General features: G+C 51.8%; 25 protein-coding genes. 14 read left to right on the forward strand and 11 right to left on the reverse strand.

The window, feature by feature from the left end; all coding sequences use genetic code 11:
* On the reverse strand, positions 1-813 hold the full coding sequence (locus DW350_RS15095) for a CoA transferase subunit A (RefSeq protein ID WP_115719727.1): 813 nt from the start codon (positions 811-813) through the stop codon (positions 1-3).
* 129 nt (positions 814-942) lie between these two features.
* Here DW350_RS15095 and DW350_RS15100 point away from each other — a divergent pair, with 129 nt between their 5' ends.
* Positions 943-1,770 (forward strand): IclR family transcriptional regulator domain-containing protein, encoded by an 828-nt coding sequence (locus DW350_RS15100; RefSeq protein WP_336406949.1) that lies wholly within the window; start codon positions 943-945, stop codon positions 1,768-1,770.
* Between the two features lie 31 nt (positions 1,771-1,801).
* Here the strand turns inward: DW350_RS15100 and hrpB are convergent, their stop codons facing one another.
* Positions 1,802-4,234: an ATP-dependent helicase HrpB gene (gene hrpB / locus DW350_RS15105; protein ID WP_192954706.1), complete on the reverse strand. Its 2,433-nt coding sequence runs from the start codon at positions 4,232-4,234 to the stop codon at positions 1,802-1,804.
* 41 nt (positions 4,235-4,275) lie between these two features.
* Between hrpB and thpR the strand changes: the two genes are divergently transcribed.
* Complete coding sequence (thpR, locus tag DW350_RS15110) at positions 4,276-4,785, forward strand: RNA 2',3'-cyclic phosphodiesterase (RefSeq protein ID WP_115719730.1); 510 nt, start codon at positions 4,276-4,278, stop codon at positions 4,783-4,785.
* 26 nt (positions 4,786-4,811) lie between these two features.
* On the opposite strand, the gene DW350_RS15115 is transcribed toward thpR, so the two are convergent.
* Together DW350_RS15115 and pepB are read right to left on the reverse strand one after the other, a co-directional pair.
* A complete protein-coding gene (locus DW350_RS15115) occupies positions 4,812-6,782 on the reverse strand; it encodes an alpha/beta hydrolase family protein (RefSeq protein ID WP_115719731.1) in 1,971 nt (656 codons plus the stop codon).
* 82 nt (positions 6,783-6,864) lie between these two features.
* On the reverse strand, positions 6,865-8,136 hold the full coding sequence (pepB, locus tag DW350_RS15120) for an aminopeptidase PepB (RefSeq protein WP_115719732.1): 1,272 nt from the start codon (positions 8,134-8,136) through the stop codon (positions 6,865-6,867).
* Positions 8,137-8,317: 181 nt separating this feature from the next.
* Between pepB and sfsA the strand changes: the two genes are divergently transcribed.
* The 8 genes from sfsA (at position 8,318) to panD (ending at position 14,501) form a co-directional block, all read left to right on the forward strand.
* A complete protein-coding gene (gene sfsA / locus DW350_RS15125) occupies positions 8,318-9,013 on the forward strand; it encodes a DNA/RNA nuclease SfsA (RefSeq protein ID WP_115719733.1) in 696 nt (231 codons plus the stop codon).
* Positions 9,014-9,101: 88 nt separating this feature from the next.
* Complete coding sequence (dksA, locus tag DW350_RS15130; protein WP_115719734.1) at positions 9,102-9,551, forward strand: RNA polymerase-binding protein DksA; 450 nt, start codon at positions 9,102-9,104, stop codon at positions 9,549-9,551.
* Positions 9,551-10,405 carry a tRNA glutamyl-Q(34) synthetase GluQRS gene (gene gluQRS / locus DW350_RS15135; RefSeq protein ID WP_115719735.1) on the forward strand — a complete coding sequence of 285 codons (855 nt, stop codon included), beginning with the start codon at positions 9,551-9,553 and terminating at the stop codon, positions 10,403-10,405. The genes dksA and gluQRS overlap by 1 nt, the downstream gene beginning before the upstream one ends.
* Before the next feature lie 48 nt (positions 10,406-10,453).
* Positions 10,454-11,806: a polynucleotide adenylyltransferase PcnB gene (gene pcnB, locus DW350_RS15140; protein ID WP_419178355.1), complete on the forward strand. Its 1,353-nt coding sequence runs from the start codon at positions 10,454-10,456 to the stop codon at positions 11,804-11,806.
* Positions 11,796-12,302, forward strand: coding sequence for a 2-amino-4-hydroxy-6-hydroxymethyldihydropteridine diphosphokinase (gene folK / locus DW350_RS15145; protein ID WP_115719736.1), 507 nt, complete (start codon positions 11,796-11,798; stop codon positions 12,300-12,302). The genes pcnB and folK overlap by 11 nt, the downstream gene beginning before the upstream one ends.
* A gap of 34 nt (positions 12,303-12,336) precedes the next feature.
* Entirely contained in the window at positions 12,337-13,158 is an 822-nt protein-coding gene (gene panB / locus DW350_RS15150) for a 3-methyl-2-oxobutanoate hydroxymethyltransferase (protein WP_115719737.1), read from the forward strand.
* A gap of 12 nt (positions 13,159-13,170) precedes the next feature.
* On the forward strand, positions 13,171-14,025 hold the full coding sequence (panC, locus tag DW350_RS15155; protein WP_115719738.1) for a pantoate--beta-alanine ligase: 855 nt from the start codon (positions 13,171-13,173) through the stop codon (positions 14,023-14,025).
* Positions 14,026-14,120: 95 nt separating this feature from the next.
* The gene (panD, locus tag DW350_RS15160; RefSeq protein ID WP_115719739.1) at positions 14,121-14,501 is read left to right on the forward strand and encodes an aspartate 1-decarboxylase; all 381 of its coding nucleotides are present in this window, start codon (positions 14,121-14,123) and stop codon (positions 14,499-14,501) included.
* Positions 14,502-14,703: 202 nt separating this feature from the next.
* Here the strand turns inward: panD and trmB are convergent, their stop codons facing one another.
* The 4 genes from trmB to DW350_RS15180 all read right to left on the reverse strand — a co-directional run bounded on the left by trmB (position 14,704) and on the right by DW350_RS15180 (position 19,995).
* The gene (gene trmB, locus DW350_RS15165; protein WP_115719740.1) at positions 14,704-15,363 is read right to left on the reverse strand and encodes a tRNA (guanine(46)-N(7))-methyltransferase TrmB; all 660 of its coding nucleotides are present in this window, start codon (positions 15,361-15,363) and stop codon (positions 14,704-14,706) included.
* Positions 15,363-16,133 carry an ABC transporter permease gene (locus DW350_RS15170; protein WP_115719741.1) on the reverse strand — a complete coding sequence of 257 codons (771 nt, stop codon included), beginning with the start codon at positions 16,131-16,133 and terminating at the stop codon, positions 15,363-15,365. The genes trmB and DW350_RS15170 overlap by 1 nt, the downstream gene beginning before the upstream one ends.
* Positions 16,130-17,068, reverse strand: coding sequence for an ABC transporter ATP-binding protein (locus tag DW350_RS15175; RefSeq protein ID WP_115719742.1), 939 nt, complete (start codon positions 17,066-17,068; stop codon positions 16,130-16,132). Before DW350_RS15175 ends, DW350_RS15170 begins: the two co-directional genes overlap by 4 nt.
* Positions 17,069-17,205: 137 nt before the next feature.
* Entirely contained in the window at positions 17,206-19,995 is a 2,790-nt protein-coding gene (locus tag DW350_RS15180) for an EAL domain-containing protein (RefSeq protein ID WP_115719743.1), read from the reverse strand.
* 520 nt (positions 19,996-20,515) lie between these two features.
* Between DW350_RS15180 and DW350_RS15185 the strand changes: the two genes are divergently transcribed.
* Positions 20,516-21,163: a carbonic anhydrase gene (locus tag DW350_RS15185; protein ID WP_115719744.1), complete on the forward strand. Its 648-nt coding sequence runs from the start codon at positions 20,516-20,518 to the stop codon at positions 21,161-21,163.
* A 31-nt stretch (positions 21,164-21,194) separates the two neighbouring features.
* On the opposite strand, the gene hpt is transcribed toward DW350_RS15185, so the two are convergent.
* Genes hpt through mpl form a run of 3 tightly spaced genes read right to left on the reverse strand, consistent with a single transcriptional unit; the run spans position 21,195 to position 23,731 of the window.
* Positions 21,195-21,725 (reverse strand): hypoxanthine phosphoribosyltransferase, encoded by a 531-nt coding sequence (gene hpt / locus DW350_RS15190; protein ID WP_115719745.1) that lies wholly within the window; start codon positions 21,723-21,725, stop codon positions 21,195-21,197.
* A 42-nt stretch (positions 21,726-21,767) separates the two neighbouring features.
* Positions 21,768-22,385 carry a flavin prenyltransferase UbiX gene (locus DW350_RS15195; RefSeq protein WP_115719746.1) on the reverse strand — a complete coding sequence of 206 codons (618 nt, stop codon included), beginning with the start codon at positions 22,383-22,385 and terminating at the stop codon, positions 21,768-21,770.
* Positions 22,382-23,731 (reverse strand): UDP-N-acetylmuramate:L-alanyl-gamma-D-glutamyl-meso-diaminopimelate ligase, encoded by a 1,350-nt coding sequence (gene mpl / locus DW350_RS15200; protein WP_115720660.1) that lies wholly within the window; start codon positions 23,729-23,731, stop codon positions 22,382-22,384. The genes DW350_RS15195 and mpl overlap by 4 nt, the downstream gene beginning before the upstream one ends.
* A 141-nt stretch (positions 23,732-23,872) precedes the next feature.
* Between mpl and DW350_RS15205 the strand changes: the two genes are divergently transcribed.
* The 3 genes from DW350_RS15205 to DW350_RS15220 all read left to right on the forward strand — a co-directional run bounded on the left by DW350_RS15205 (position 23,873) and on the right by DW350_RS15220 (position 26,492).
* Positions 23,873-24,847, forward strand: a complete 975-nt coding sequence (locus DW350_RS15205; protein WP_115719747.1) for a class 1 fructose-bisphosphatase — start codon at positions 23,873-23,875, stop codon at positions 24,845-24,847.
* A 61-nt stretch (positions 24,848-24,908) separates the two neighbouring features.
* Positions 24,909-25,436 carry an inorganic diphosphatase gene (gene ppa / locus DW350_RS15210; RefSeq protein ID WP_115719748.1) on the forward strand — a complete coding sequence of 176 codons (528 nt, stop codon included), beginning with the start codon at positions 24,909-24,911 and terminating at the stop codon, positions 25,434-25,436.
* Positions 25,437-26,054: 618 nt separating this feature from the next.
* A complete protein-coding gene (locus DW350_RS15220; RefSeq protein WP_115719750.1) occupies positions 26,055-26,492 on the forward strand; it encodes an excinuclease ABC subunit A in 438 nt (145 codons plus the stop codon).
* Positions 26,493-26,520 lie beyond the last annotated feature (28 nt).

Below are 26,520 nucleotides of genomic sequence, written 5' to 3' on the forward strand. Positions count from 1 at the left end.
TCAGGCTCCTTGGTTGTAAACGTTGCTGTCGAGCCAGCTCAAAAAGCTGTCGCGGTCACGGGCGATGCCGTCCCACTCTTTGTAAAAAGCATTGGACCGGTCGTAATAGCCCAGGGTGTAAGAAGGCTTAGCGCCGCCTTCGGCAACACAAATAGCGGTAATGGCCCAGCTGGGCAGCACACAAGCGTTGACGCTGGCGCCAAGGTCATCGACGATTTCTTCGACGGTAACAATGCTGCGCTTCGCTGCCAGCACCGCCTCTTTTTGCACCCCGACAATGCCCTCGATAAGCACATTGCCTTTACGGTCGGCCTTTTGCGCATGAATAACCGTGACATCTGGCCGCACTGACGGCACTGCTGCCAGCCGCTCACCACTAAAGGGGCATTCAATAAATTTGATTTGCTCGTTCACCTTGGGCAGATCGCTACCCACGTAACCACGCAATACGGCCAGTGGCAGCCCCGCCGCTCCGGCTTCATAAGCACAAGCCATGGCTGCATGGCTGTGTTCAAAAATCTCTAGCGGCCGTGGCCAGCCTTTTTCAACGGCGTCTCGCAAGCGGTGCAAAGACCCGACCCCCGGGTTACCACCCCAGGAAAAAATCAGTTTGGCGACACAACCTGCACCAATTAGCTGGTCGTAGATGAGATCAGGGGTCATGCGAACAAGCGTTAAGTCACGCTTTTTTTGGCGGATCACTTCATGGCCTGCCGCGAAGGGAATGAGGTGGGTAAACCCCTCCATTGCCACAGTGTCACCGTCGTGAATGAAGCGGCTTACCGCTTCGTTGAGGGAAAAGAATTCAGCCATATCAGTCTCTTTTGTTGCCTCTAAAGTTCGCATTACGAACTATTAGTTTTGCATTACGAACACTATGGATCTGAATTACCCTTAACGTCAAATGTATTTTGCAGCTTTACCTAAAGGGAATATGTTCGGTTGACGAACATCTGGTACGCTATGCGAAATTCATCCAGTTGCTACCCCATGGCCGATACCCGTTTACAACCGGAAGACCGCGACTACGTCGGCGCCCTTGCCTCTGGGCTGACGGTGCTGCAAGCCTTTGATTCAGAACATGCGCGCATGACGCTAACGGAGGTGGCCAAGGTTACTGGCATGGACAGGGCTAAGGCCCGGCGATTTTTGCTGACCTTGCACGCCCTTGATTACCTGCGAAAAGAAGGCCGCTACTTCACCTTAGCGCCAAAGGTGTTAAACCTTGGCCAGGCGTATCAGGCGTCAAACCCTTACCGAGCAGTTATTCAGCGCCATTTGGAAAGCATCACCGACGAGTTGGGTGAGTCATCGTCATTGGCGGTGTTGGATGGGCAAGATGTGGTTTATGAAATTCGCTCTGCAGCTCGGCACCGGCTGATGGCCATAACCCTGGCGGTAGGCACGCGCTTACCGGCGGCATACAGTTCAATGGGGCGCGTTTTACTGGCGCAAATGCCAAGTGCAGAACTAGAAGAATGGCTGGCAGACTGGCAACCCGAGGCCCACACCCAAAACGCCATCACCAACGTCAGCGCACTGCGCCAAGCCATTGATAAAGTGCGAACAGAAGGTTTTGCGATGGTGGACCAAGAGTTGGATTTAGGGCTGCGCTCTATTGCAGTGCCGGTTTTTAGCGCCAGCGGCGTGTTGCTTGGGGCTATTAATGTCAGCACCAACGCCGCCCGGGTCGACCACCACACCTTATTAGGTAAGTACTTACCTAGGCTTAAAAAAACCGCCGAAGCCATCAAAAAAGCCAGCCAATAACAGGGCCCCTCACAAGGGCCTTTTTAATGACTTAACCGTTTTCCCGTTGCTGGCGCTTTTTGGTAAAGCGGCTGGGGCTGGCATTGGCTGGATCTTCCGGCCAGTCATGTTTGGGGTAACGGCCACGCATTTCCTTGCGCACCTCGCTGTAACTTCCGGCCCAAAACCCTGCTAAATCCCGCGTTACCTGCAAAGGTCGGCGGGCGGGCGACAACAAAGCGCAGGTCACCACCACCTTGCCATCGCAGATAGTGGGAGAGGCGGTTTGGCCATAAAGTGCCTGCATGGGTACCGAAAGCACCGGCGCTTCGTCCAAACGATATTCCAGCGCAAATTGTTGGCCGGTAGGCACCTCCAGGCGGGTGGGTAGTAACCTTGCCAGTTCCTTGGGTAAAGGCCATGGCAGCGCCGCCTCCATGGCTTGGCGAAGGTCAACTTTAGTCAGTGCTTGCTTACTTTTTACAGTCGATAAATAAGGGCCAAGCCAGCTTTCCAAGGTGTCGAGCAAGGCCTCATCGCTTACATCGGGCCAGGGCATGTGTGGCAACCATTGCTTGGCACAAAGTATCCGGGTTTGCAGCTGCCGGCTGGCATCATCCCACGGCAGGGCCTGCGCGCCCTGGCGGCGCAGCCAATCGCAAAGGGCGGCGGTGCGCTGGCCATCGTCAAGGTTGGGCAATGCTTTGGTGGCCAGCACCAAGGCGCCGTAGCGCTGCTCTTGCTGGGCAACAAGGCGCTCGCCTTGCCAATCAAGCCTTGGCTGCCAATGAATATGGCGTTGGTGTAGTGCCTGCCAATCGTCTTCAGCAACAGCGGCGGCCAGGCGAATGGTGGCATCGCCTTTATCACCACTCATTTGTGCCACCACCAGCCAGGGGGTGCCCCAAAGCCGGTCACCTTCAGCCAATCTTGCCCCCCGGCCCATGGCCAAACGATAACGGCCAGGGCTAACCTCAACGGCAATGCGCTCGGGGTAAGCCAAGCTCAAAATGGCGCCCAATGACCATCTGACCTCGCCGTGCGGGCGTAGCTGGCGCAGATAACGCTCTGATTGGCGGGCAATGGGGTGTTTACCTAAGGCCGTTAACCGGCCTTCAATATCACTGTCCCATTGAGAAAAGGGATCGCGCTCTTCCAAAAGCGCCGCCATAAGCGCCGCTTGTTTAAGGGAAGGCCCAGCTTGCTCAGCGACTAATGTCAGCATATGGGCAAGCCGGGGGTGACAACCCAACCGCGCCATTTGTCGGCCGGCCTTAGTAATACGGCCATCTTCCAAAGCATCAAGCTGGCCGAGCAGTTTACAAGCCTCAGCCCAGGGCCGCGTTGGCGGCAAATCAAGCCAGGCCAATTGTGCAGGTTCATGAATCCCCCACTGCGCCAGCTCTAGCGCCAAGGGCGCTAAATCAGAGGCCAATATTTCGGGCGGTGTTTGCGCACTCAGGCTTTGCTGCTGGCTTTCCCCCCAAAGACGAATAGCGATGCCCGGCGCTAAGCGCCCGGCCCGGCCCGCACGCTGGGTGGCTGAGGCCTGGCTAATACGGCAAAGCTTCAGTTGGCTCATGCCGGTGGCCACATCCAGCAGCGGCCGCCGGCACCAGCCGCTATCAATCACTAGCCGAATGCCTTCGATGGTAAGCGAGGTTTCAGCAATGGGCGTGGCCAGCACCAGTTTGCGCCGACCATTGCCAGGCGGCGCAATGGCGGCATCTTGCAAGGCTTTATCCAGGTCGCCATAGAGCGGGTAAAGGTCAACATCGTCAGGCAGCCGTGCGCCAAGATCGGCTGCCAAACGGCGAATTTCGCCGCCGCCCGGTAAAAACACCAGCATAGAGCCAGGCTCTGAGGCCAAAGTACTTAGCACCACCGCGCTACATAGCCCCAGCCATGGCTGGTTAACCTTGGGAGCCAGGTAGCGAACATCGACAGGAAAGCTGCGGCCCTGGCTTTGAATTCGGGCGCACGGCGCTAACATGGTGTGTAAACGCTCGCCATCAAGGGTGGCGGACATCACCAGTATTTTCAGGTCATCCCGCAATCCGCTTTGCACATCCAGCGCCAGAGCCAGCGCTAAATCGCCAGTTAGGTTACGTTCGTGAAATTCATCGAAAATGACCAGGCTGACACCTTCAAGCTCAGGGTCAGTTTGTAAGCGGCGTACCAAAATCCCTTCGGTAACAACTTCAAGGCGGGTATCAGCGCTGACAGCACTGTCGGTACGGGTGCGATACCCCACCGTTTGGCCGGCTTTTTCGCCCAAGGTGCTAGCCATGTAACGGGCAAGACTACGGGCCGCTAGCCGCCTGGGTTCAAGCATAATAATGGTGCCCGAAAGCACCTTTAATAGCCTAAGCGGCACTTGCGTGGACTTACCGGCGCCGGGTGGCGCTTCCAGGATAAGCCGCTGGTGCTCGGCAATCGCCGATGTAAGCTGAGGTAATACCTCGTCAACAGGCAGGGAACCCAAAGCCAGTCTCTTTGTCATCAAAACCGGGGAATGAGTGTACCATGAGCGCCATGCGACTTTTCTTTGGTTTATCCCTAACACCAACCCAAGCAGAAACGGTTAGCCAGTGGCGTAACCAAGCCTTTACCGCGCTCAAAAAGCCCGTTCCAGAAGCTAACTTTCACCTGACGCTGGCCTTTATTGGCGAGCTTGCCGATAGCAAGTTGCCGGACTTGATAGCTGGCGCTAAAACCGCTCCGTGGTCAGCCTTTTCCGTACCGATCACCCGGTTTGGCCAGTGGCCCAAAGCGGGTATTGCCTATCTGGCTCCTCACCAAGCGCCCGAGCCGCTGCTGCAGTTAGCAGCAAAACTGCAAGCGCTTTCGAAAGACCTTGGCGGTTTTGTGGATAACCGCCCCTATCAGCCACACCTAACGCTGGCGCGAGGCATGCACCAACCTACCCTTCCAAGCATTGCCATACCGCCATTTTTAATAAACGCCCAGCAGTTTGCGCTTTACCATTCCGAGCGTGGCCACTACCAAGTGCTGGCAACTTTTCACGCGCAATAAAAAACGCCGCTTTAAGCGGCGTTTTGTTACGAACCAATATTGGCTTTAAGAAAGGCAAGTTCTTTCTTAAAAAGTTTTTCAATATGTTTAGGATCGTTAAACCCATGATATTCAGTACGTTCTGAATACCACTCATAGGGTTTCCCAGCCTTTTTCATAGCGTCTCGTAATGCTTCGGACTGTTCTATTGGTGCAATATTATCTTGGCCACCTGATACTATTAATACTGGCCCTTTTAATTTATCAACATGATTAACTGGTGACTGATCAGCAAGCGCCATTTCATCATCACCTAGTGTTTTCTCTAAATAATTAATTGCACTGACGTGATCGGTTCGCTGGGTATCATTACGCCATTTATTAATGTCATAAACTCCAACGTAACCGATAGCGCATTTATATAAATCAGGCTCTCGTTCTGCACTTCGAACCGCAGCAAAACCACCATAAGAGGCACCAGCAGCACAAATACGATTTTTATCGGCAATACCTTCTTTGATCAAAAATTTCACACCGTCGGTCATATCATTAATCATCATAGTTCCCCATTTATGATAACCCGACTCGATATATTTTTTACCAAAGCCCCCTGAGCCGCGAAACTCAGGTTGGAATACAGCAAAACCATTATTAGCTAAGACCTGTACATAAGGATCATATTCCCAATAATCGCGGAAGCCATAGGGCCCTCCATGAGGCATCATTACCAAGGGCAGATTTTTTTCTTTCCCCTTGGGTAAAGTCAAATACCCACGTAGCGTTTGGCCATCTCGACTCTGGTAAGTAACGAACTGACTGTGAGCCATCTTTTTACTATCAAGCCACTTTGCCTCACTCAGTAAAAAGCTAACCGACATTTTCTTTTTATCGAAAAGGTAATACTGACCTGGATTGACATCTGAAGATACTTTTACAACCATCAAACGACTATCGTCAGTTGCGGAAGTTATATCGACATTGCTATCAGGAAATGAAGAGATTAACCCTTTTAAATCAGCCGCAAAAGAGGATGTCTCAGCTGCTTTAAGAAAAGCGACCTTAGGACGAAAAAGGTCATATTTAGCACCAATAACATTATGATAATAGCCATTTTTCAGATCGAAAACAGGGCTAACATCTACATCCGGAGACTGATATAAAACAGTCTCTTTCTTATTTTTAATATCATAACTAACTAGTGCCAATGTATCGCGGCCACGGTCTGATAAACCAATCACAGTTTTATTATCAGGCAATATTGAAATGGGACGAAAACCACCTTCAGACTCACCGTAATGTTCTATCTCTTGCCAGTTTTCACCATTCGCGTCTCGATAAACAAGAACAGCTTGATTTTTCTTTCTTAAATCAACCCCACTGGCGAAACGAACATTGCCTTTATTATCGGTAACAACGTAGTCAGTTCTTACCGGAATTCTTGCCACGCTAACTCTTCTACCGCTGTAAACATCCTGTTTAAACACAGTGCCATAATCAATCTCACGTTGAATGTTTTGTCCAAGGATCAATACATGGCGGGGATCGTCAGGCAAAGTATCAATTAACTCCCCTTTCATATTAAATGAACTATTGTCGTCTCTCACCCCAGTTGTTCGTGCTCGTCGCCCAAAAATCATTTCACCTTGAGAGCCATCAGCGTTGACAACAAACAACTCGCCCGTAGGCACTGGCACATCCAAACCGCCTAATTTTCTTTGTACTGAAAGCATTAGCCGATTATCACTAATCCAAGTAATGTTGCGAACATCATCGGGCCTATCAAACTTTCGAGCTGAGGTTACGGTGAGACTCTTACCACGCTTCAAAACCACTAAACTGGTTACACCTTCAGCATTGACTACTTTGGCGGCGAGATAAGTCCCTTTGGGTGAGATCTCTAAGTTCTGAAATTGGGCTCTGCGTGCGAAATCTTTCAGTTCAACAGTGCCAGAGGTGGCGGGAGTAGCAAAAGAATGCACAGAGAAAATAAGTGCGCTAGCAAACAACTTCCTTATCATAAATAGTCATCTCAGCAATAAAACTGACAAGAAAGTAACAAAAAAAGGAGGGGTGCACCCTCCTTTTTTAACACAAATGCAGTCAACTTAACGCTTTAATACTGCTGGCAATAGTACGGATACCACGGGCGGTAGCACCTGCCGCCCAAAGGGCGTTTTCGCTGTTGTTAAAGCAGGATGCCAGGTCCATATGCACCCAGCCTTTACCGCTGTCACGCACAAAGCGAGACAGGAAGCCGGCGGCATTGGAGGCACCACCGGCGCCGCCGCCTTTTTGGGCACGGCTATTGGCGGTGTCAGCATAGGCACTGGGGCATTCAAATTGGTGGAAGGGCTCTAGCGGCAACGGCCAAGCCGGTTCGCATTCAGCGTCGGCAATGGCATTGACCTTAGCCACCACTTCTTTATCAAGGGCAAAAAGCGCGTTGTAATGGCTGCCAACGGCGGTCATCGCCGCGCCGGTCAGGGTTGCGGCATTAATGATAAGCGGCGCCCCGGATTCACCCGCCACCAGCAGACCGTCAGCCAACACCAAGCGGCCTTCGGCGTCGGTGTTAACCACTTCAACGGTGGTGCCGTTTTTGTAGGTGAGAATATCGCCAAGTTTATAGGCGTTGCCAGAAACCAAGTTCTCGGCGCAGCACAAAATCAAACGCACCCGCTTATCCAAGCCGCGCAAAATAGCCAGGCCCAAACCGCCTGTCACCATAGCGGCGCCGCCCATATCGGCTTTCATGTTCAACATGCCTTCGGAGGCTTTTAACGAATAACCACCGGAGTCAAAAACAATACCTTTACCCACCAGCGCGGCGCTAACCGGGGTGTCTTCTTGGCCGGGGTTGTAATCTAACACCAGCATCACCGGCGGCCGTGACGAGCCGCGGCCAACGTTATATAGGCCGGTCCAGCCTGCGTCTTTTAAGGCTTCGCCAGAAATCATTTTGTAGCTGACTTTGTCACCGCCCAAGGCGCTAATAAAAGAAGCGGCTTCAGAGGCGAGCATTTGCGGAGATTTTTGCTCAGGGCCTTTGTTGGTGATGTCACGCACCCAGCGGGCAACCTTAAAGCGGGCATCCAGTTCAGCGCTTTCGCTTGCCCAGCGGATACGCTCGCCGCCCAGGGTAGACATAAAGCCGTCGGCAAAAGCCCACTGCAAATCAATGTCTTCAAAACCGGTGGCCAACTGCACCTTAACAATGCCTTGGCTGCGCAAACGGCTGCCTGCTTGTTGAATACGGCGGCGATCGCTGGCGTGCACGGTGGCGCCGTTTTCTTTAAAACTGATTAGGGCATTGTCGCCCCATTGGCTGGCAGCGGCTTCGCCAGTCAGAGTTACCTCAAACCATTCACTCATCTGTTACTCCTATTGAACGGCGAGTGGGCCAATAAGCCAGAAAGCATACACCAGCAGGGCCTTAGAAGCAGTTGCTGATTCAAACAACGACCGAAAAGCGTCGCCCTGGCCGAGGGCCAAAGCTTCAGGTAGGCTGCCGTGTCTTCCTCTTTTATAGGCGCTTTACAGCAGGAGTGGATTAATGAAGTTTCAGCCGGTATTGGAAAAGGCCACCCTGATTAAACGCTACAAACGCTTTTTAGCTGATATTGATAGTGCCCGTGGCCCGTTAACCATTCACTGCGCCAACACCGGAGCCATGACCGGCTGCGGCGAGCCGGGGGATACCATCTGGTTTCGCTATGACCCCAGCCCCAAAAAGAAGCTGCCCGGTAGTTGGGAGTTAACCGAAAAAGACGGCCAGCTAATTTGCATCAATACCGCTCGTGCCAACGCCATAGTAAAAGAAGCGCTGCTTGCAAAGCGGATCAGCGAACTTGCGTTTGCTGATACGGTCTTACCTGAACAGGATGATGGCGCCGGAAGTCGTGTCGATTTCGTATTAGAAGGCCAGGGCCGCAAGCTATGGCTGGAAGTTAAAAGCGTAACGCTGCTGCTGGAAAACGGCATAGGGGCCTTTCCAGATGCGAAAAGTGCGCGCGCACTCAAGCACTTGGATGCTTTGGTCGCCAAGGTGCAGGCAGGAGAGGAAGCCGCACTTTTGTTTACAGTACTGCACAGCGGTATCGAACAGGTGAAAGCGGCAGAGCATATAGATCCTGTCTATGCTCAAAGGCTTAAAGAAGTCGCTGATAGCGGCGTCAAGTTGCTGGCCCGTAAAGCAGCGATTGGAATTGAAGGGCTAGTTCTTGACAAGGCTGTTAAAGTCATCATCTAAGCGTTGTCCTGGCCGGAACTATCTGTTATAGATAGCCGCCTTAAACGAGCTGAAGGCTCACATCGTCCTGATGATTAGGAGAGTCAGCATGGCTGAAGTCAAAAAGAAAAGCTCCTTGGGGGTTCTGGCTATTGCCGGCGTGGAGCCTTATCAAGAGAAGCCAGGCGAAGAGTACATGAACGAGGATCAACTTGCGCATTTTCGCAAAATCCTCGAAGCATGGCGTCGCCAGCTCAGGGAAGAAGTGGATCGTACCGTGACCCATATGAAGGATGAAGCAGCCAACTTTGCTGATCCTGCTGACCGTGCGTCACAAGAAGAAGAATTCAGTCTGGAGCTGCGCACCCGTGACCGCGAGCGCAAACTCATTAAGAAGATTGAAAAGACCTTGCAGATCATCGAAGAAGGCGAATACGGCTTCTGCGAGTCTTGCGGCATTGAGATTGGTATTCGCCGTCTTGAAGCTCGCCCGACCGCTGAGCTGTGTATTGACTGCAAAACTCTTGCTGAGATCCGCGAGAAGCAAATGGCTGGCTAATGGCCAGCCATTACATAGGGCGCTTTGCCCCTAGTCCTTCAGGGCCGTTACACCTGGGTTCATTGGTGGCGGCCCTTGGTTCTTTTTTGGACGCTAGAGCCAATAATGGCCGCTGGTTAGTCCGCATCGAAGATATCGACCCTCCCCGTGAAATGCCCGGTGCCGACAGTGCCATTTTGCGCACTTTGGACGCCTTTGGCCTCCATTGGGATGGAGAAATACGATATCAAAGCCAATGCCACGCTGCGTATGACGCGCGTTTGGCAGCATTGGCAGCGCGGCAACAAAGCTATCGCTGTGGCTGTACCCGTAAACAGCTTAAGGCCCAAGGGCTGCACAGCCGAAAAGATTGCCAAACGCCACCAGAGGGGCAACCGGCAGCGCTGCGTTTTAAAAATGACGCCCCGGTTTATCGGTTTACTGACCGCCGTCTCGGTGCTGTGGAAGTTGGCCAAACATTGGCCGCAGAAGATTTTATTATTCATCGCAAAGACGGCCTTTATGCGTATCAATTGGCCGTTGTCAGCGACGATATAGACCAAGGTGTTACCCATGTGGTGCGAGGCCTGGACTTGCTCGACGCAACCGTCTGGCAGCTCGGGCTTTATAATGCTTTGGGCGCGAGCCATTGCCATTATTTGCATTTACCACTGGTGTTGGGGGATGACGGACAAAAACTGTCAAAGCAGAATCATGCTGACCCCATAAATGATAAAGCGCCACTGCCTGCCCTTAAGCAAGCCATGGCGTATTTGGGGCTTAAAGCGCGAGATGACAGCTCCGTTGATGCCTTATTATCCGACGCCATCACACAATGGTCATGGCTGGATGATTCTCAACCGGCGCAAGCTTAGGTATGATTTGCGCCTTAAACAGATTGCTTGTGTTTTCAGGTGAACGACATTATTTCCCGAGTTATAGATTTCTGCCGTCGCGTGGTCGGTGGTAAAGAACAACAAATCACCAGCGTCATCGCCAGGGATAACCACAATATTAGCCGCAAAGCGATCAGCGATAATGCGCTAAAAGTGTTGTATCGATTGAACAAGGCGGGTTACCAGGCCTATTTGGTTGGTGGCGGTGTGCGCGACTTGCTTTTGGGCCTCAAACCCAAAGACTTCGATATTGTTACCAACGCCACTCCTGACGAAATCAAGAAGTTGTTTCGCAACTGCCGCCTGGTTGGCCGCCGGTTCCGTCTTGCCCATATTCTTTTTGGTCGCGAAGTCATCGAAGTGGCAACCTTTAGGGGCAGCTTAACTGACAACCCCGACGCCGCTCGCTCCGACGAAGGCATGTTGCTGCGCGATAATGCTTATTCCGATTCAGTCGAAGAAGACGCCCTGCGCCGCGATTTTTCTATCAATGCCCTTTATTACAACATTGCCGACTACAGCATCATTGATTTTGCTGGTGGCATGCAGGCGATAGAAAACCGCCGTATTGAACTGATTGGCGACCCGGCCACCCGCTACCGTGAAGACCCGGTGCGGATGCTGCGCGCCGTACGTTTTGCTACCAAGCTCGATATGGACATTGCCCCCGCCACGGCCGCGCCTATCCAAGAGCTGGCATCCCTGCTGGATGACATTCCGGCAGCACGCCTTTTTGAAGAAAGCCTCAAGCTCTTTATGGCAGGCCATGGCCTGGATAATTTTCGCATGCTGTGCGACTACGGCTTGTTCCAACGTCTCTTCCCCAGCCTAACGCCCTTTTTAAGTGACCAAAGGGCCAGCCGTTTTATACAACTGGCCCTGGAAAACACCGACTATCGGGTGCGTAACGACATGAAGAGCACCCCGGCATACCTGTTTGCAGCGCTGCTGTGGCCGGTGCTGGATATACGCGCGCAAGACATTTTGCTCGAATCGGGCCTGCCCAGTAATGACGCTTACCAAATCGCCATGAACGAAGTCTTGGACGAGCAGTGCCGCCATATCGCGATCCCACGACGTTTTACCACCACTATTCGCGAAATTTGGACCCTGCAAACCCGCCTTGATAAACGTGCCGGCCGCCGGGCTGAGCGCTTGTTTGAGCATCCGCGGTTTCGCGCCGCTTATGACTTTTTAGAAATGCGCGGTGAGGTTGAAGGCAAAGAAATTAAAGCCTTGGCCGAATGGTGGAAGGAATATCAAAACGTTGAAGGTGCTGAGAGGCAACGCTTGGTAGCGGGCATTTTTGACAGTAAAGGTGCCAAACGGCGTAAACCTCGCAAACGCAAGCCGCGCCGCAAACCCAACAATGAGCAATAAGGCCTATATCGGGCTGGGCGCCAACCTTACCAGCCCAGCCCGCCAACTCTGGCAGGCACTGCACCACCTTGCCGCCCTGCCAGAGACTCGCCTTCTCGCCAGTTCCAGCTTTTATCGCAGCGCCCCCATGGGCCCGCAAGACCAACCCGATTACGTTAATGCGGTAGCGCTAATTGATACTGCGCTTGCGCCTTTGGCCCTACTGGATGCTTTGCAAGCCATAGAGAACCAGCAAGGCCGCATCAGAACGCGGCACTGGGGCGAGCGCACCCTGGATTTAGACTTGCTGCTTTACGGGCAAATTACCCTCGATTTGCCGCGCCTTAAGGTGCCGCATTATGGCTTAAAAGATCGCAATTTTGTGATCCAGCCCCTATTTGAGCTCTCCCCTGAACTGGTACTACCAGATGGCAAAGCCTTGGTAGATCTGGCCTGCACTACAAATGACCTCGTCAAGGTGGCACCACCACTTTGCGACTGCCGAACCTTGCGTTAGAGTAATCGCCCTAATTCGCTCGGAAGGCCTCCTTATGAGCAAGGTCAATGAAGCCGCGCTGAAAAAACGCATCAGCATTTCTACTCTGCATAAAATGAAACAGCGTGGTGAAAAATTCGCCACCCTTACCGCTTACGACGCCAGTTTTGCCAAGCTTTTTGACGACCATGGGGTGTCAATGCTGTTGATTGGCGATTCGCTGGGTAATGTGGTTCAAGGGCTCGACGATACCTTGGCCGTAACGGTTGACGATATTGCCTACCATACCCGTTGCGTCAGAGCCGCCACCCAAGGCGCCCTTATCGTCGCTGACTTGCCCTTTATGAGCTACGCCACCCACGAAAAGGCCTGTGAAAACGCTGCCACCCTGATGCGCGCTGGCGCACAGATGGTGAAATTAGAAGGCGGCGAATGGATTTGCGACACCATCCGCAGCTTGGTGCAACGTAGTGTGCCGGTCTGTGCCCACATTGGCCTGATGCCACAATCAGTGCACCTGATGGGTGGCTACAAGGTACAAGGCAAATCCGACGAAGACGCCCAGCGCATTCTGCGTGAAGCTAAAGCGGTAGAAGCCGCTGGCGCACAACTACTGGTTATCGAATGCGTCAGCCAAAAAGTGGCCAAGGCCGTTACCGAGGCGCTCAGCATTCCGGTTATCGGCATTGGCGCTGGCCCTGACACCGACGGCCAAATATTGGTAATGCATGACCTTTTTGGGATTAGTGCTGGCCATATCCCTAAGTTTTCTAAGAATTTCTTAACCGAGACAGGTAACATGCAACAAGCGGTTGCTCGTTATGTCTCTGACGTGGCCGAAGGACATTTTCCGGCGGCCGAGCATTCGTTTGAGTGAGGTAATAGCCGAATGCGCACCGTGCATTCCGTAAAAGATCTGCGTGCCCAGGTAAAGGCCTGGCACCAGAAGGGCGAAAAAGTCGCTCTGGTCCCAACCATGGGTAACCTTCACGAAGGCCACCTGACCCTGGTCAGGGAAGCAAAACAGCAAGCAGACCGTGTGGTTGTTTCTATTTTTGTAAACCCCATGCAGTTTGGTGCTAACGAAGACCTAAGCGCCTACCCGCGCACCCCGGAAGAAGATTCCCGGGCCTTGTTTGATGAAGGGGTCGATTTGCTGTTTATGCCGCCCCCCGAAGCGCTCTACCCGCATGGCATGGAAGGCCACACCAAAGTTGAAGTCCCTGGCATTTCCGATCTGTACTGTGGTCAAACCCGGCCTGGGCATTTTCGTGGCGTGACCACGGTAGTGTGTAAGCTATTTAACTTGGTTCAGCCGGATGTTGCCTGTTTTGGCATGAAAGACTATCAGCAGCTGGCCGTTATTCGGCGCATGGTTGAAGACTTAGCCATGCCGATTGAGATCCGCGGCGTTGCGACGGTTCGCGCAGAAAGCGGCTTGGCGCTGAGTTCACGTAACGGCTACCTTATTGCTGAGCAGCGGCAACAAGCCCCGGCCCTTTATGCCACCTTGCAAGCAATGGGCGAAGCCTTAGCGCAAGGGAACACCGATTTTGCTGCGCTCATTGAGCAAGGCAAAAGCCGCCTGGAACAGGCTGGCTTTAAACCCGACTACCTCCACATTCTGAATGCCGATACTCTGGCACCGGCAACCAAGAACGATCAGGAAGTCGTGTTATTGGCGGCAGCTTACATTGGTAAAGCGCGCCTGATAGACAACCTGCTTGTGAATTTGCAGGCCTGAAATATTTGGTTTATATTGCGCCGACTTTTGCGGCTGCGTGGTAATATTGCCGCGTTTTCCGTCATCGTCGCGAAAAAATTATAGGATTTTTAGCCATGCAAAGAGTCATGCTGCAAGGCAAACTGCACCAAGCCCGAGTTACTCACTCTGTCTTGGAATATGAAGGTTCCTGTGCCATTGACCAGGATCTTCTTGATGCTGCCGGCATTCTGGAATACGAAGAAATCCAAATCTACAACATCGACAACGGTGAGCGCTTTACCACCTACGCCATTAGTGGCGAACGTGGTTCTAAAGTCATTTCTGTTAACGGTGCTGCAGCGCGCCGAGCCGACAAGGGCGATCGTATTATTATTTGCGCCTTTGTTCGTCTGGACGCGGAAGAAGTGCAAAAGCACAAGCCCAGCCTGGTTTACCTGGATGCAGAAAACAACATCGTGCGCACCAGCAAAGCCATACCCGTGCAGGTAGCTTGATTACTTAAGCACAAAAAAACGCCGGCTTGCCGGCGTTTTTTTATTCCATCATTGCCCAGAGATAGAGCCCTTCCAGGGCGAGCAGCAACACTGCGGCAGTAAAAACCACCGTTAACTTCACCTTGATAAGCTCTCTCATGGCAGCCCCTCTGTTGTGGTTGCTACCTTCAAAGTAGGTGCTTTTAGGCATCTGTGCACGGCGCTACGCTAGGTTAAGGTCCGCTTTTAACTGCCAGCACGGCTGCCCTGCCTGCATATACTTGCGCTCAAATGGGGTAATAGGTGCTAAGGTCACCTCGGCTTGCTGGCTTTCTATACCAGCTAATTGCAAGGCTCTGGCAAACTCCAATACATAGAGCTGCCAATTGGAACGCACTTCTAATTGCCCACCCAGTGCCAACAGCGCCGCAAAACTCGGGCCGCCGTGCCAGCGCCGGCCTAAATGGGCGGCTTTTGGCCAAGGGTTGGGGTACAACAAGTAATGGTGACTGGGCTTAAGGCCGTGCTCCACCAGGAGCCGCCACAAGTCGTTTAGGTCGGCTCTTAACACCAAGTAGTTATCTTGTGCCGAGGCATAATGGGCATGTTTGCCTAAGCGATGAGCAGACTTATCCACCCCCACTACCACCGCCTCCGGGTGGCGCTGGGCCAGCACCGCCGTACTTTCCCCAACCCCGCAGCAGCTGTCTAACACCAGCGGCTTTGCGCTGTGCTTGGCAAGCCATTGCTCAAGTTCAGCAAAAGCGGCCAGGCTATGCTCGGCATAGGGCTTTTTAAAGGTATGACGAAGGTGGCGTGAGACCACCTCGTCGAGCTTTTCGTTTAGTCCTGCTTGGTTACTAACAACGGCTTTGGCTTCCATCAGTGACGCAGCCCCACGCCTTTACGAATAAGATGTAGTGCCAAGAAATACATGGCCACAATCATCACCACCAGTACCGTAAACGCTTGCCAAAGGGCGATATCAGAACTGCCAAGAAAGCCATAACGAAAGGCATTTACCATGTATAAAATCGGGTTCACATGGCTAAGTGCCTGCCAAAAGCCGGGCAGTAAGCTAATCGAGTAAAAAACCCCGCCAAGATAAGTCAGCGGTGTCAGCACAAAGGTCGGCACGATAGAGATATCGTCAAAGCTTTTTGCGAATAAGGCGTTGAGGAGCCCACCAAGACTAAACAACAACGACGTTAGAATAACGGTGACAATCACCACCAACGGGTGCTGAATATGAATATGGGCAAAGAACAGCGACACCACTGTCACAATGGCACCGACTAACAGGCCCCGAGCCATACCGCCGGCCACAAAGCCGAAAATGATGATGCTATTGGGAATAGGTGCCACCAGCATTTCTTCAATAAAGCGCTGAAATTTAGCCGAGAAAAAGCTCGATGCAACATTCGAATAGGAGTTGGTTATTACCGACATCATAATAAGGCCGGGCACGATAAACTCCATATAGTTATAACCGCCCATCTGCCCTACCCGGCTGCCGATAAGGCTACCGAAAATAATAAAGTACAGGGTCATGGTAATGGCCGGTGGCACCAGCGTTTGTACCCAAATGCGCATAAAGCGGTTGATTTCTTTATACACGATGGAGTTTAAGGCAACACGGTTACGGCTATTCATGCCTGACCTCCATTACGACCGTTTTCAACCAGGGTGACAAAAAGCTCTTCCAAGCGGTTGGATTTATTCCGCATGCTCAGCACCTCAACCCCCTGCGCGGTCAGCTGGGCAAAAAGTGGGTTAAGGCCCGCCTCTTTCGCCACTTGTACTTCCAGGCTGTTTCCTTCCAGCATTCTGGACTCAAAACCTTGCAGCGTCGGTACTGCACCGCCTTCTACCAGGTCGAGAATAAAGGTTTCGGTATTAAGCTTACCCAGCAGGCCTTTCATGGTGGTGTTTTCGACAATACGGCCGTGGTCGATGATGGCGATGTTGCGGCACAGCATCTCAGCCTCTTCAAGGTAATGGGTGGTTAAAATAATGGTTAACCCTTCCTCATTAAGTTGACGTAAATAGCGCCACATTGAGCGGCGAATTTCGATATCCACCCCGGCGGTAGGCTCATCGAGAATAAGCAGTTTCGGCTCGTGCACCAATGCCCGCGCAATCATCAGCCGGCGCTTCATCCCACCCGAAAGCTCGCGAGTACGGGCGTCTTTTTTGCCCCACAGATCCAGCTCTTTTAGCAGTTGTTCAGCTTTAACCAGGGCCTTTGCACGCGGCACACCGTAATAGCCCGCTTGGTTAACCACCACTTGCAGCACGGTTTCAAACTGATTGAAGTTAAATTCTTGTGGCACCAGCCCCAGGGAACTTTTTGCGGAAACCGGGTCACGGTCTAGGTCGTGGCCAAAGATAGTGACCTTGCCTTCACTCTTATTCACCAGTGACGACAAAATGCCAATGGTGGTGGATTTACCGGCACCGTTAGGGCCCAACAGGGCAAAAAAGTCACCCTGGGTGACTTGCAAGTCAATCCCTCTTAGGGCTTGGGTACCGCCTTTATAGGTTTTTTTAAGATTGCTGATATCCAGCGCAATGGAACTTGCTGACATGGTTCCTCCCGATTAAGTGTGGCCATTATACCCAGATCTTTCGATGGATGCCGACCATTGGGAGCCATTAATGCGTTAGATAAATAACCTTAAAAATCAAATGGAAATAGAATTTTTAATGCCAAAAACACGCTGTTTCAAAGATTCGCCCAGCGGCCTTTGCTATGGCGCTGTAATAAAGCGCGAAACTGCTCTGCTGGCTGCGGTTTCCCTAAATAGTACCCCTGCGCAATATCAACCTTTTCTGCTTCCAAAATGGCGAGCTGTTCGGCGGTTTCAACCCCTTCAGCCACCACCTGTAATTCCAGGTTATGGGCCATGTTGACGATGGCGCTGATAAGCGATCTTGCCTGTTGGTTGTCGTTGCCCAGCCCGCGAATAAAGCTCTGATCGATTTTCAAACAATCGACGGCAAAGCGTTTTAAATAACTTAGACTGGAATAGCCAGTACCAAAATCATCAATGGAAAGGCGCACATCCAGGCTTTTCAGTTTTTGCACCACCTCTAAGGTGGCTTCCACGTTGTCCATCATCAAGCTTTCGGTGAGTTCCAGCTCCAGGCTATTAGGGGGGATGTTGCTTTCTGCCAGCGCCGACTCCAGTAAAGTGAAAAAGTCGGCTCTTAGGATTTGTTTCACCGAAATATTCACCGCCATCAAGCCATCAAATCCGAGTTCTCGCCATATCGCCAGTTCACGGCAGGCTTCGGTTAGCGCCCAAGCCCCGAGCGGAATAATAAGGCCCGTTTCTTCGGCCAGCGGGATAAAGCGGCCCGGAGAAACCGCGCCTAAATCCGGACTTTCCCAACGTAACAGCGCCTCTGCCCCAACTAAACGTCCAGTGTCAATCTCGATTTGCGGTTGGTAATACAGTTGGAGCTGAGTCGAACCGATGGCGTCTTTTAAGGCCGACTCGATGCGTAGGCGCTCCGCCAGATTTTTGTCCATGTGTTGAGAAAAATAGCTACAGGAAGCTCGGCCGCTATCTTTGGCATGATAAAGCGCCGTATCAGCGCGGCGAAGCAGCTGGTCTGTACTGTCTCCGTCGGCGGGATAGAAAGACACACCGATGGATGTACTTATCCAAAGTCGGTGCCCTTTCACCACAAAAGGCTCGCTCATCACGGCCAGGATACTGTGCACTAACGTTTCAACCTGGCGGCGGTCTGCAACATTTGGCAGCAATAGCAGAAATTCGTCGCCGCCCTGGCGAGACAATACATCGTCATCACCACAAAGCGGGTGCAAACGCTTAACCACTTCTTTTAGCAAAGCGTCGCCAACATCGTGGCCAAGGCTGTCGTTAATCGATTTAAAGCGGTCTAAATCCAAGTAAATCATTGCCAGCTGCTGCTGGCGACGGGCAGCCGCCACAATGGCTTCATCGCAGCGCTCCACCAACCTGGTACGATTAGGTAACCCCGTTAGCGGGTCGTGATAGGCCAAAAAGGCAATGCGAGCCTCGGCAGCTTTTCGGTCGGTGATATCAGAAAAAACCGCGACGTAATGCAACACTTGGCCGACATTGTCTTTGACGCTGCGAATATTTAACCACTGCGGATAAATTTCGCCGCTTTTACGTTTATTCCAAATCTCCCCTTGCCAGCAGCCGATGTCATAAAGCTGCTTCCACATGGTTTGATAAAAGGTTTTATCTTGGTAGCCCGAACTTAAAACCCGGGGGGTTTTACCGACCACATCATCGGCACTAAAACCGGTAATGGCACAAAAGGCGCTGTTAACCGCCAAGATAGACTGCTGGGCGTCGGTTATCATCACACCGTCAAGGCTGACTTCCACCACTTGTGCCAGTAGGTGCAAATCGTGCTCCCGCCGCAGCCTATCGCTGATATCCCGAAACGACATCAGTAAAAAGGCTTGGCCTTGTTCCTCAAACAAACACCCCGAGGCCTCAGCGTCAATACGCTCTCCCCAGCGGGTTTGAAAATGCACCCGTTCACAGTGAAAAAGGTTATTTTGCATCTTGCTAAGGAGCACTTCTCGGTCTTTAAACATCAACCAAAGCCCCAATTCACTGGCGGTTTTACCTACCGCTTCTTCCTTTTGCCAGCCAATGGTTTTTACCCAGTTTTCATTAACATCAACAATGCGGCCATCGTCGAAGTGACTGATGGTGACCAAGTCAGGTAGCGACTTAAAGATACGCACAAAGCGCGACTGCTGTTCCAAGGTTTGCTGGTGGCTTTCGTTCAGTGCATTTAAAGCAGCATCTTCACTGTCCATGGTTTGGTTAAGTAAACGCCCTAACTGGCCCAGTTCATAGGTGGTCATGGCGGGAACACGAAGCGTACGCTCGCCGCCAATACGGCGCTGTAGCACGTCAAGAATATCGTCTAGCGGCTTCATCATCATGCGCCGATAAAGCCAATAAAAAACAGAACAGCCCAGCAAACACAAGACAAAGGCAAACACCAGTAGCCGCAGACGGTTTTGCAGTTGCAGGGCGTTTGACGGCAGGGTGTCAAACCACATCATCAGTGACACCTTGCCGTTATCCTGCGGATAAACAAAAAACGCTTGGCTGGCACCATAAACGGCACGGTGTTTATGCCAATTAGCGGGGTCAGGAAGCCACACTTTGGCTGCCAGTGCATCAACGGACATGCCCTGTAAGGCCGCATCGCTACTTTGCACCGCACGTCCTTGGCGAATAACTAACAGCCGGGTGAGCTGATGTTTGGCCACCAGCTCGCGAAAATCTTGCGTCAAAATACCTTCGCTGACATCACTGGCGTTATGTACCAAAGACGCCACTAAGGCCGATTTTTCTTGGGTTAGCTGCTTTACCACCGTCATATCAGCTCGCTGTTCAAGCCAAATACCGAGTAAGGCGCCAACTAACGCCAGCGATATCATGGTTAGCAGTAAACGCGTACGTAGGGATTGCCAGGAACGCAGAGGTGTCATCAATAAAACCTTGCCAGTAAATTCGTTATTGCTGAGATAAAGGAAGACGCCTGCTTGCCCTTTTAAGGAGATGAATAAAAAGGATCTGGGAAACAACAGACTAGATTCAGCCCAAAAGCATAGCAGCTAAGGCTTAGCCTGCTGATTGCAGGCGCTTAGATTGTGTTTTTTGGCCAACTATTCCGAGGAGTAGGTCACCTTTTTAGTGCACGTTATAGCTAAAGTATCGGCACCGGCCTACCAAGGCTCATGGTTTTAGCTTCACACCGATATTGTTACCCAGCGTTTTAGGTCAATAAGGGCAAGTAACAGCGCATAGAGTGCCAAAGACAACAAAGTGGGCCATTCAAAAGGGTGCGGTTTTGTTGAGATCCGCAATAAAGCGCCGCTGACCAGCGTTTTTAAGCACCCGGGGAGTGGTGGAGTTTTGTCCTTATGCTTTATAAGGTTACTGTTCAGATTTGTTATCGCCCCGACTCTAGGTAGACTCTTCCCACTGTTGTGCCGAGACCCATTGTGAATGAGAGACCCTAAAAACCTGCTTGCCAATAACCGCGAGTGGGCTCACCAAATGCGCCAAAAGGACCCGAATTTTTTCGAGCGCTTGGCTGAACGTCAAAATCCGCATCTGCTTTGGATTGGTTGTGCAGATTCCCGGGTCCCGGCCGAGCAACTAACCGGCCTGTTACCGGGCGAACTCTTTGTGCACCGCAATGTTGCCAACCAGGTTCTAACCACCGATGTAAACTGCCAGGCCGTTATCGACTTTGCGGTTTCGGCCCTTAAAGTCAGGCATGTGATTGTTTGTGGGCACTATGGTTGCGGCGGTATTACTGCTGCGCTTCGTGGCAGTGCCCAAGGCTATTTAGGGCAATGGTTGGAAGATTTGTCTGACGTGGCCGAGCACCACAATTCATTGCTCGATGGTTTGCCTTTTGCTGAGCAGGCCAACCGTTTATGTGAGCTCAATGTATTAGAGGCGGTTTGCCGCGTCGCGCAGTCTCCTGCGGTACAGCAAGCCTGGGCAGAGCAGCAGTCTTTGTCTATTCACGGCTGGGTTTACGGCGTTGCCGACGGCGAGCTTCAAGAGTTGGGGTTAACCATCGCCAGCCAGCAAGACATTGTGCCAACCCGCGATAAGGTACTGAGCAGTTACTTTAGCGCCTAAGAAAGCCCGGCTAAGCCGGGCTTTTTTGTCATTATTCCAGCGGTACCACTATGCCCACATAGGGCAAATTGCGGTATTTTTGTGCCCAGTCAATGCCGTAACCCACCACAAATTCATCAGGAATGGTGAAACCGATAAAATCCACCGGCACATCCACTTCGCGGCGGGAAGGTTTGTCGAGCAAGGTGCACAGCTTGATGCTTTTAGGCTCGCGGGTTTCCAGTACCTTCACCACTTTCGACAAGGTATTACCGGTATCGATAATATCTTCAACAATCAGAATGTTACGGCCCTGAATGTCTTCGTCTAAGTCTTTGATGATTTTCACGTCGCGGCTGGAATGCATCGAGCTGCCGTAGCTTGATACGGTCATAAAATCGAACTCGGCGCTCATCTTCAGGGCGCGCGCCAGATCAGACAAAAACACCACCGAGCCACGCAGCAGCCCCACAAGTAGCACGTTCTCGCCCTCGCCGTAGCTTTGCTTAATTTGCTCAGCCAATGCTGCGACTTTGGCTTTGATATCCGCTTCACTGATGAGGGTGTCTACACGGTGTTTCATCGAGGTCTCCTGGTGTTCAAGGCCGGCAAGGATACGCCAAAGTTAGCCTTTCCCATAGCCCCAGCGGGGCACCAGTGTTTTATCCAGACCGATGTGGTCAAGGATACGTGCCACCATAAAATCCACTAAGTCACTTACCTGTTTCGGCTCGTGATAAAAGCCCGGTGCTGCCGGCATAATGGTGACACCCAGCCGGGCCAGTTTGAGCATGTTTTCCAAATGAATGGCCGACAGCGGGCTTTCCCTTGGCACCAAAATCAGCTTGCCCTGCTCTTTGAGCACCACATCTGCCGCCCTTTCCACCAGGTTATCAGAGGCGCCTTGCGCCACCGCCGATAAGGTGCCGGTGGAACAGGGGCAAATCACCATGGTTTTAGGGGCAGCAGAACCGGAGGCCACCGGCGAAAACCAGTCTTCTTTGCCATAAACCCGCAGTTGCCCGGGCTTCGCCTGAAAGTGCGCGGTTAAAAAGGCTTCGGCGGCTTCAGGCTTGGCCGGAATTTTAAGGTCAGTTTCGGTGGCAATAACCACCTTTGCCGCCGAAGACACCAGCAAATGCAATTGCCAGCCAGAGGCCAACACCACGTCCATTAACCGCAGCGCATAAGGCATGCCGGATGCGCCAGTAATGGCCAGTGTTAGGCTCAGCTCGGTTTTCATTCGCGGGCCTCTAAGGCATCCAACAGTTTTTGATGAATGCCGCCAAAGCCGCCGTTACTCATCACCAAAATATGGTCACCGGCACGGGCTTCCGCCGCCAGCATCTCAACCAGGGTATCGACGCTATCGCTGTAGGTTGCGGGCACCAGCGAGTCGTGGCAGAGATCTTTAATGGACCACTTTAAGCCATGAGGCTCGAACCAAAAGACTTTGTCGGCAGCCTTTACCGCCTGATTTAAATGGTCGGCGTGTACACCTGCCTTCATGGTGTTAGAGCGCGGTTCCAGTACCGCCAGAATACGCTGCCCACCGACCTTGCGGCGCAGGCCATCAATGGTGGTGGCAATGGCGGTGGGGTGATGCGCAAAATCGTCATAAACCGTAATACCGGCCTTTTCGCCTTTTAATTCAAGGCGCCGCGCCACGTTTTGAAAGCGGCTGAGGCTGTCTGCCGCCACTTTCAAGGTGACACCGGCATGACGCGCTGCCGCCAACGCCGCCAGGGCATTGTTAACATTGTGCATGCCCACCAAGTCCCAGTGCACTTCAACCCGTTCGTCACTGTGCAACACGGTAAACTGGCTACCGTCGCCTTTTATGAGCTCTGCTTTCAAATCGCTGCCTAAACGCAATACCTCACTCCAGCAGCCTTCGGCCAAGGTGTCGGCAACGTTCTTGTCGCTATCGGGCACAATCACCTGGCCAATACCAGGCACCATCCGCAACAGATGGTTAAATTGGCGCTGGATAGCGGCCAAGTCAGGGAAAATATCGGCATGGTCAAATTCGAGATTATTAATGACCAGGGTTCGCGGCCGGTAGTGCACAAACTTCGAGCGCTTGTCGAAAAAGGCGGTGTCATATTCGTCGGCTTCCACGACAAAGAAAGGGGCATCGCCCAAGCGCGCAGAATGGCCAAAGTTGGCAGGCACGCCGCCCACCAAGAAGCCGGGTTTCAGGCCAGCGTCTTCCAAAATCCAGGTCAACATCGACGTGGTAGTGGTTTTGCCATGGGTGCCGCTCACCGCCAATACCCAGCGGTCTTTCAGTACGGCTTCATAAAGCCACTGCGGCCCCGATGTATAGGGAATGCCTTTATTGAGCACCGCTTCTACGCACGGATTACCGCGGCTCATGGCGTTGCCAATAATGACTAAGTCGGGTTCAACGTCCAGCTGCGCCGGGTCATAACCCTCTGTAAGTTCAATACCAGCACCTTGCAATTGGGTGCTCATCGGCGGGTAGACATTTTGGTCTGAGCCGGTCACCTTGTGGCCCAATTCTCGGGCAAGTTGGGCCAGGCCCCCCATAAAGGTGCCGCAGATCCCCAAGATATGTATATGCATGATGTCTTTCATTAAATGTTATTCCTGGCGCCTAGTGTAACAGCACAATAAGATGCGCAAAGCTTAACCGTATGCCCTGTGAGGGTGAGGCGAAATCGTTTATCATGACAGCCGCTTTTATCTGCCGCCGAGACTCTTTTCATGCAATCTTTGGTTAACGTCCTTCGCCAAGACGGCGTAGACAACGCCCTTATCAGCCTGCTTCAGACTGTGGGTGTTGCCTGCAAAGACATCAATTTCCGCTTACATCAAGGTGCCCTTGCCGGGGTGCTAGGCTCCACCGAAGACGAGAATGTCCAAGGGGAAGTGCAGAAAAAACTGGACGTTATATCCAATGACCTGCTCAAGAACCTGCTCCTTAAAAGCGGTTTGGTCAAGGCCCTGGCCTCCGAGGAAGAAGACGAAATCGTTGTTGGCGATAAGAACGGCGAATTTCTGATTGCCTTCGATCCGCTAGACGGCTCTTCTAACATCGACATTAATGCCATGGTCGGCACCATCTTTTCTATTTACCGCGCCGACCACAGTTTAGTTATTGACGAATCAAGCTTTTTGCAACCCGGTAGCCAACAAGTGGCGGCCGGTTATGTATTGTATGGGCCAGCCACCCTGTTGGTATTAACCACCGGCAACGGCGTCAAAATGTATACCCTCGACCAAACCATCGGTGAATACCTGCTGACCGTGCCCAAGGTCACCATTGCCAGTGACACCCAAGAATTTGCTATCAATATGTCGAACCAGCGTCACTGGGCTAAACCGATGCAAGACTACATTGACGATCTGCTGCAAGGCAGTGAAGGCCCCCGCGGTAAGAATTTTAATATGCGCTGGGTGGCGGCCATGGTCGCCGATGTACACCGCATTTTATGCCGTGGCGGTATCTTTAGTTATCCCTGGGATCGCCGCGCACCGGAAAAACCCGGTAAATTGCGTTTGATGTATGAAGCCAATCCCATGGCAATGCTAATTGAGCAGGCTGGCGGTAGCGCCTCTACCGGCACCGAACGCATTCTGGATATTCAGCCTGAACAAATTCACCAGCGGGTGGCTGTAGTGCTGGGGGCTGCAAATGAAGTGGCAACCGTTGAGCAATACTACCGTCACCAACGCTAGTCAGTCACAGACAGGTCGCTATAATAGGCGCCATCTAAGTAAGAGTTGAAAGGACAAAATTATGAGCCTGAATCAGGTACCTGCTGGTAAAAACATCCCCGATGAGATCAACGTTGTTATCGAGATCCCAGCCAACGGCAGCCCTATCAAGTACGAAGTTGATAAAGAAAGCGGTGCTATTTTCGTTGACCGTTTTATGTCTACCCCGATGTTCTACCCCTGCAACTATGGCTATGTAAATCACACCCTGAGCTTGGATGGTGACCCAGTAGACGTATTGGTTCCGACCCCTTACCCACTGGTTCCTGGCGCCGTGATCCGTTGCCGCCCGGTTGGCGTTTTGAAGATGACCGACGAATCTGGCGAAGATGCCAAAGTGGTTGCAGTACCGGTTTCCAAACTCACCAAGATCTACGATGACGTGAAAGACGTTACCGACTTGCCTGAGCTGTTGAAAAGCCAAATCACCCACTTCTTCGAGCGTTATAAAGAGCTTGAGCCGGGCAAATGGGTAAAAATTGACGGTTGGGCTGACGCTGCTGCTGCCAAAGCAGAAATCGTAAGTTCATTCGAGCGCGCCCAAAAATAAACTGGGCTCATCAAAAAACCCGCCGAGTGGCGGGTTTTTTTATGCTTGTCGCTGTTGTTTGGGACGAGTGCCAAACCAAAAAAATGCAAGTCCAACCCAAGACGTGAGTAACACCAACAAGACCCAGGTTTCCTTTGAATAATCACCCTGTCTGTTAACCAGTAGCACAATCAAAGGGGGCAACAATACCAGTAAAGAAAGCACTAATACCGCCGCCGACAAGGACGCCAGAAGTGTCCATTCCATGTCACTTTCCTGTTTTTATTAAGTTCCTCAAAGCGAATAAAATGTAACACTAAGGTTAATTTTTAACTAGCGTGGCACATTTCTATGCTACCAAGCAGAAATGACAAAAAGCTAAATAAAAACAATTAGATAAAATAAGAACAAAGAAATATATTCCCCATAATCAATGAGGAAAATTTGATAACCATCACAGTATCCATTCTATATGGGTGACATGTTGCTACGTTTATTGCCATTTTACTTCACATTAAGCAGTGTTTAGCTGCTTGAAAAAACGAGTAAAAAGTCTCAGCGAAACCGCAACGAATTGAGCCGATGCTCCTTTTCCACTCAACAACAGTCATTCATTACCATTACGCTTATAGGCCCCAAATGTTAAAAAAAACCCTTTGCTGCACTGCCGCATTGCTGTTATTTAGCTCCCCCGTTCTGGCCCGCGACACCGTTCATGACTATTCGGTAAAGGACGCTCTTACCCAGCCCAAAGCCAAAGAAATTTTGGGGAATAAAATTCAGTTTTATTTTGGCAAAACCTCTCACGGTAAAGTGGTTAAGGAGTTTGGTCATTTCCAAACCAACCAAAAAACCAGCGCCTTTATGAAAAGCGATAAAACGGCTTGTCAGTGGGTGTTTCTATCGGCGATGAAATCTCTAAAAGAACGCGCTGAAGCAGAAGGAGGGAATGCGGTTATTAACATCAAGTCAAACTACCGTAATAACCTGACTAGCAGCGATGACAGCTTTAAGTGTGGTGCCGGCGCCATTATCGCCGGTGTTGCTCTCACAGGGGACGTTGTCACCCTGAAATAACGGCATAAAAAAGTGGGGCTTGCCCCAC

Source organism: Gallaecimonas mangrovi (genome assembly GCF_003367375.1).
Taxonomy (GTDB): domain Bacteria; phylum Pseudomonadota; class Gammaproteobacteria; order Enterobacterales; family Gallaecimonadaceae; genus Gallaecimonas; species Gallaecimonas mangrovi.

Coding starts and splice junctions, on each gene's coding strand:
- DW350_RS15095 (WP_115719727.1), bottom strand. CDS start 813: ATGGCTGAATTCTTTTCCCTCAACGAAGCGGTAAGCCGCTTCATTCAC.
- thpR (WP_115719730.1), top strand. CDS start 4,276: ATGAGCGCCATGCGACTTTTCTTTGGTTTATCCCTAACACCAACCCAA.
- DW350_RS15115 (WP_115719731.1), bottom strand. CDS start 6,782: ATGATAAGGAAGTTGTTTGCTAGCGCACTTATTTTCTCTGTGCATTCT.
- pepB (WP_115719732.1), bottom strand. CDS start 8,136: ATGAGTGAATGGTTTGAGGTAACTCTGACTGGCGAAGCCGCTGCCAGC.
- sfsA (WP_115719733.1), top strand. CDS start 8,318: ATGAAGTTTCAGCCGGTATTGGAAAAGGCCACCCTGATTAAACGCTAC.
- dksA (WP_115719734.1), top strand. CDS start 9,102: ATGGCTGAAGTCAAAAAGAAAAGCTCCTTGGGGGTTCTGGCTATTGCC.
- gluQRS (WP_115719735.1), top strand. CDS start 9,551: ATGGCCAGCCATTACATAGGGCGCTTTGCCCCTAGTCCTTCAGGGCCG.
- folK (WP_115719736.1), top strand. CDS start 11,796: ATGAGCAATAAGGCCTATATCGGGCTGGGCGCCAACCTTACCAGCCCA.
- panB (WP_115719737.1), top strand. CDS start 12,337: ATGAGCAAGGTCAATGAAGCCGCGCTGAAAAAACGCATCAGCATTTCT.
- panC (WP_115719738.1), top strand. CDS start 13,171: ATGCGCACCGTGCATTCCGTAAAAGATCTGCGTGCCCAGGTAAAGGCC.
- panD (WP_115719739.1), top strand. CDS start 14,121: ATGCAAAGAGTCATGCTGCAAGGCAAACTGCACCAAGCCCGAGTTACT.
- trmB (WP_115719740.1), bottom strand. CDS start 15,363: ATGGAAGCCAAAGCCGTTGTTAGTAACCAAGCAGGACTAAACGAAAAG.
- DW350_RS15170 (WP_115719741.1), bottom strand. CDS start 16,133: ATGAATAGCCGTAACCGTGTTGCCTTAAACTCCATCGTGTATAAAGAA.
- DW350_RS15175 (WP_115719742.1), bottom strand. CDS start 17,068: ATGTCAGCAAGTTCCATTGCGCTGGATATCAGCAATCTTAAAAAAACC.
- DW350_RS15180 (WP_115719743.1), bottom strand. CDS start 19,995: ATGACACCTCTGCGTTCCTGGCAATCCCTACGTACGCGTTTACTGCTA.
- DW350_RS15185 (WP_115719744.1), top strand. CDS start 20,516: ATGAGAGACCCTAAAAACCTGCTTGCCAATAACCGCGAGTGGGCTCAC.
- hpt (WP_115719745.1), bottom strand. CDS start 21,725: ATGAAACACCGTGTAGACACCCTCATCAGTGAAGCGGATATCAAAGCC.
- DW350_RS15195 (WP_115719746.1), bottom strand. CDS start 22,385: ATGAAAACCGAGCTGAGCCTAACACTGGCCATTACTGGCGCATCCGGC.
- mpl (WP_115720660.1), bottom strand. CDS start 23,731: ATGCATATACATATCTTGGGGATCTGCGGCACCTTTATGGGGGGCCTG.
- DW350_RS15205 (WP_115719747.1), top strand. CDS start 23,873: ATGCAATCTTTGGTTAACGTCCTTCGCCAAGACGGCGTAGACAACGCC.
- ppa (WP_115719748.1), top strand. CDS start 24,909: ATGAGCCTGAATCAGGTACCTGCTGGTAAAAACATCCCCGATGAGATC.
- DW350_RS15220 (WP_115719750.1), top strand. CDS start 26,055: ATGTTAAAAAAAACCCTTTGCTGCACTGCCGCATTGCTGTTATTTAGC.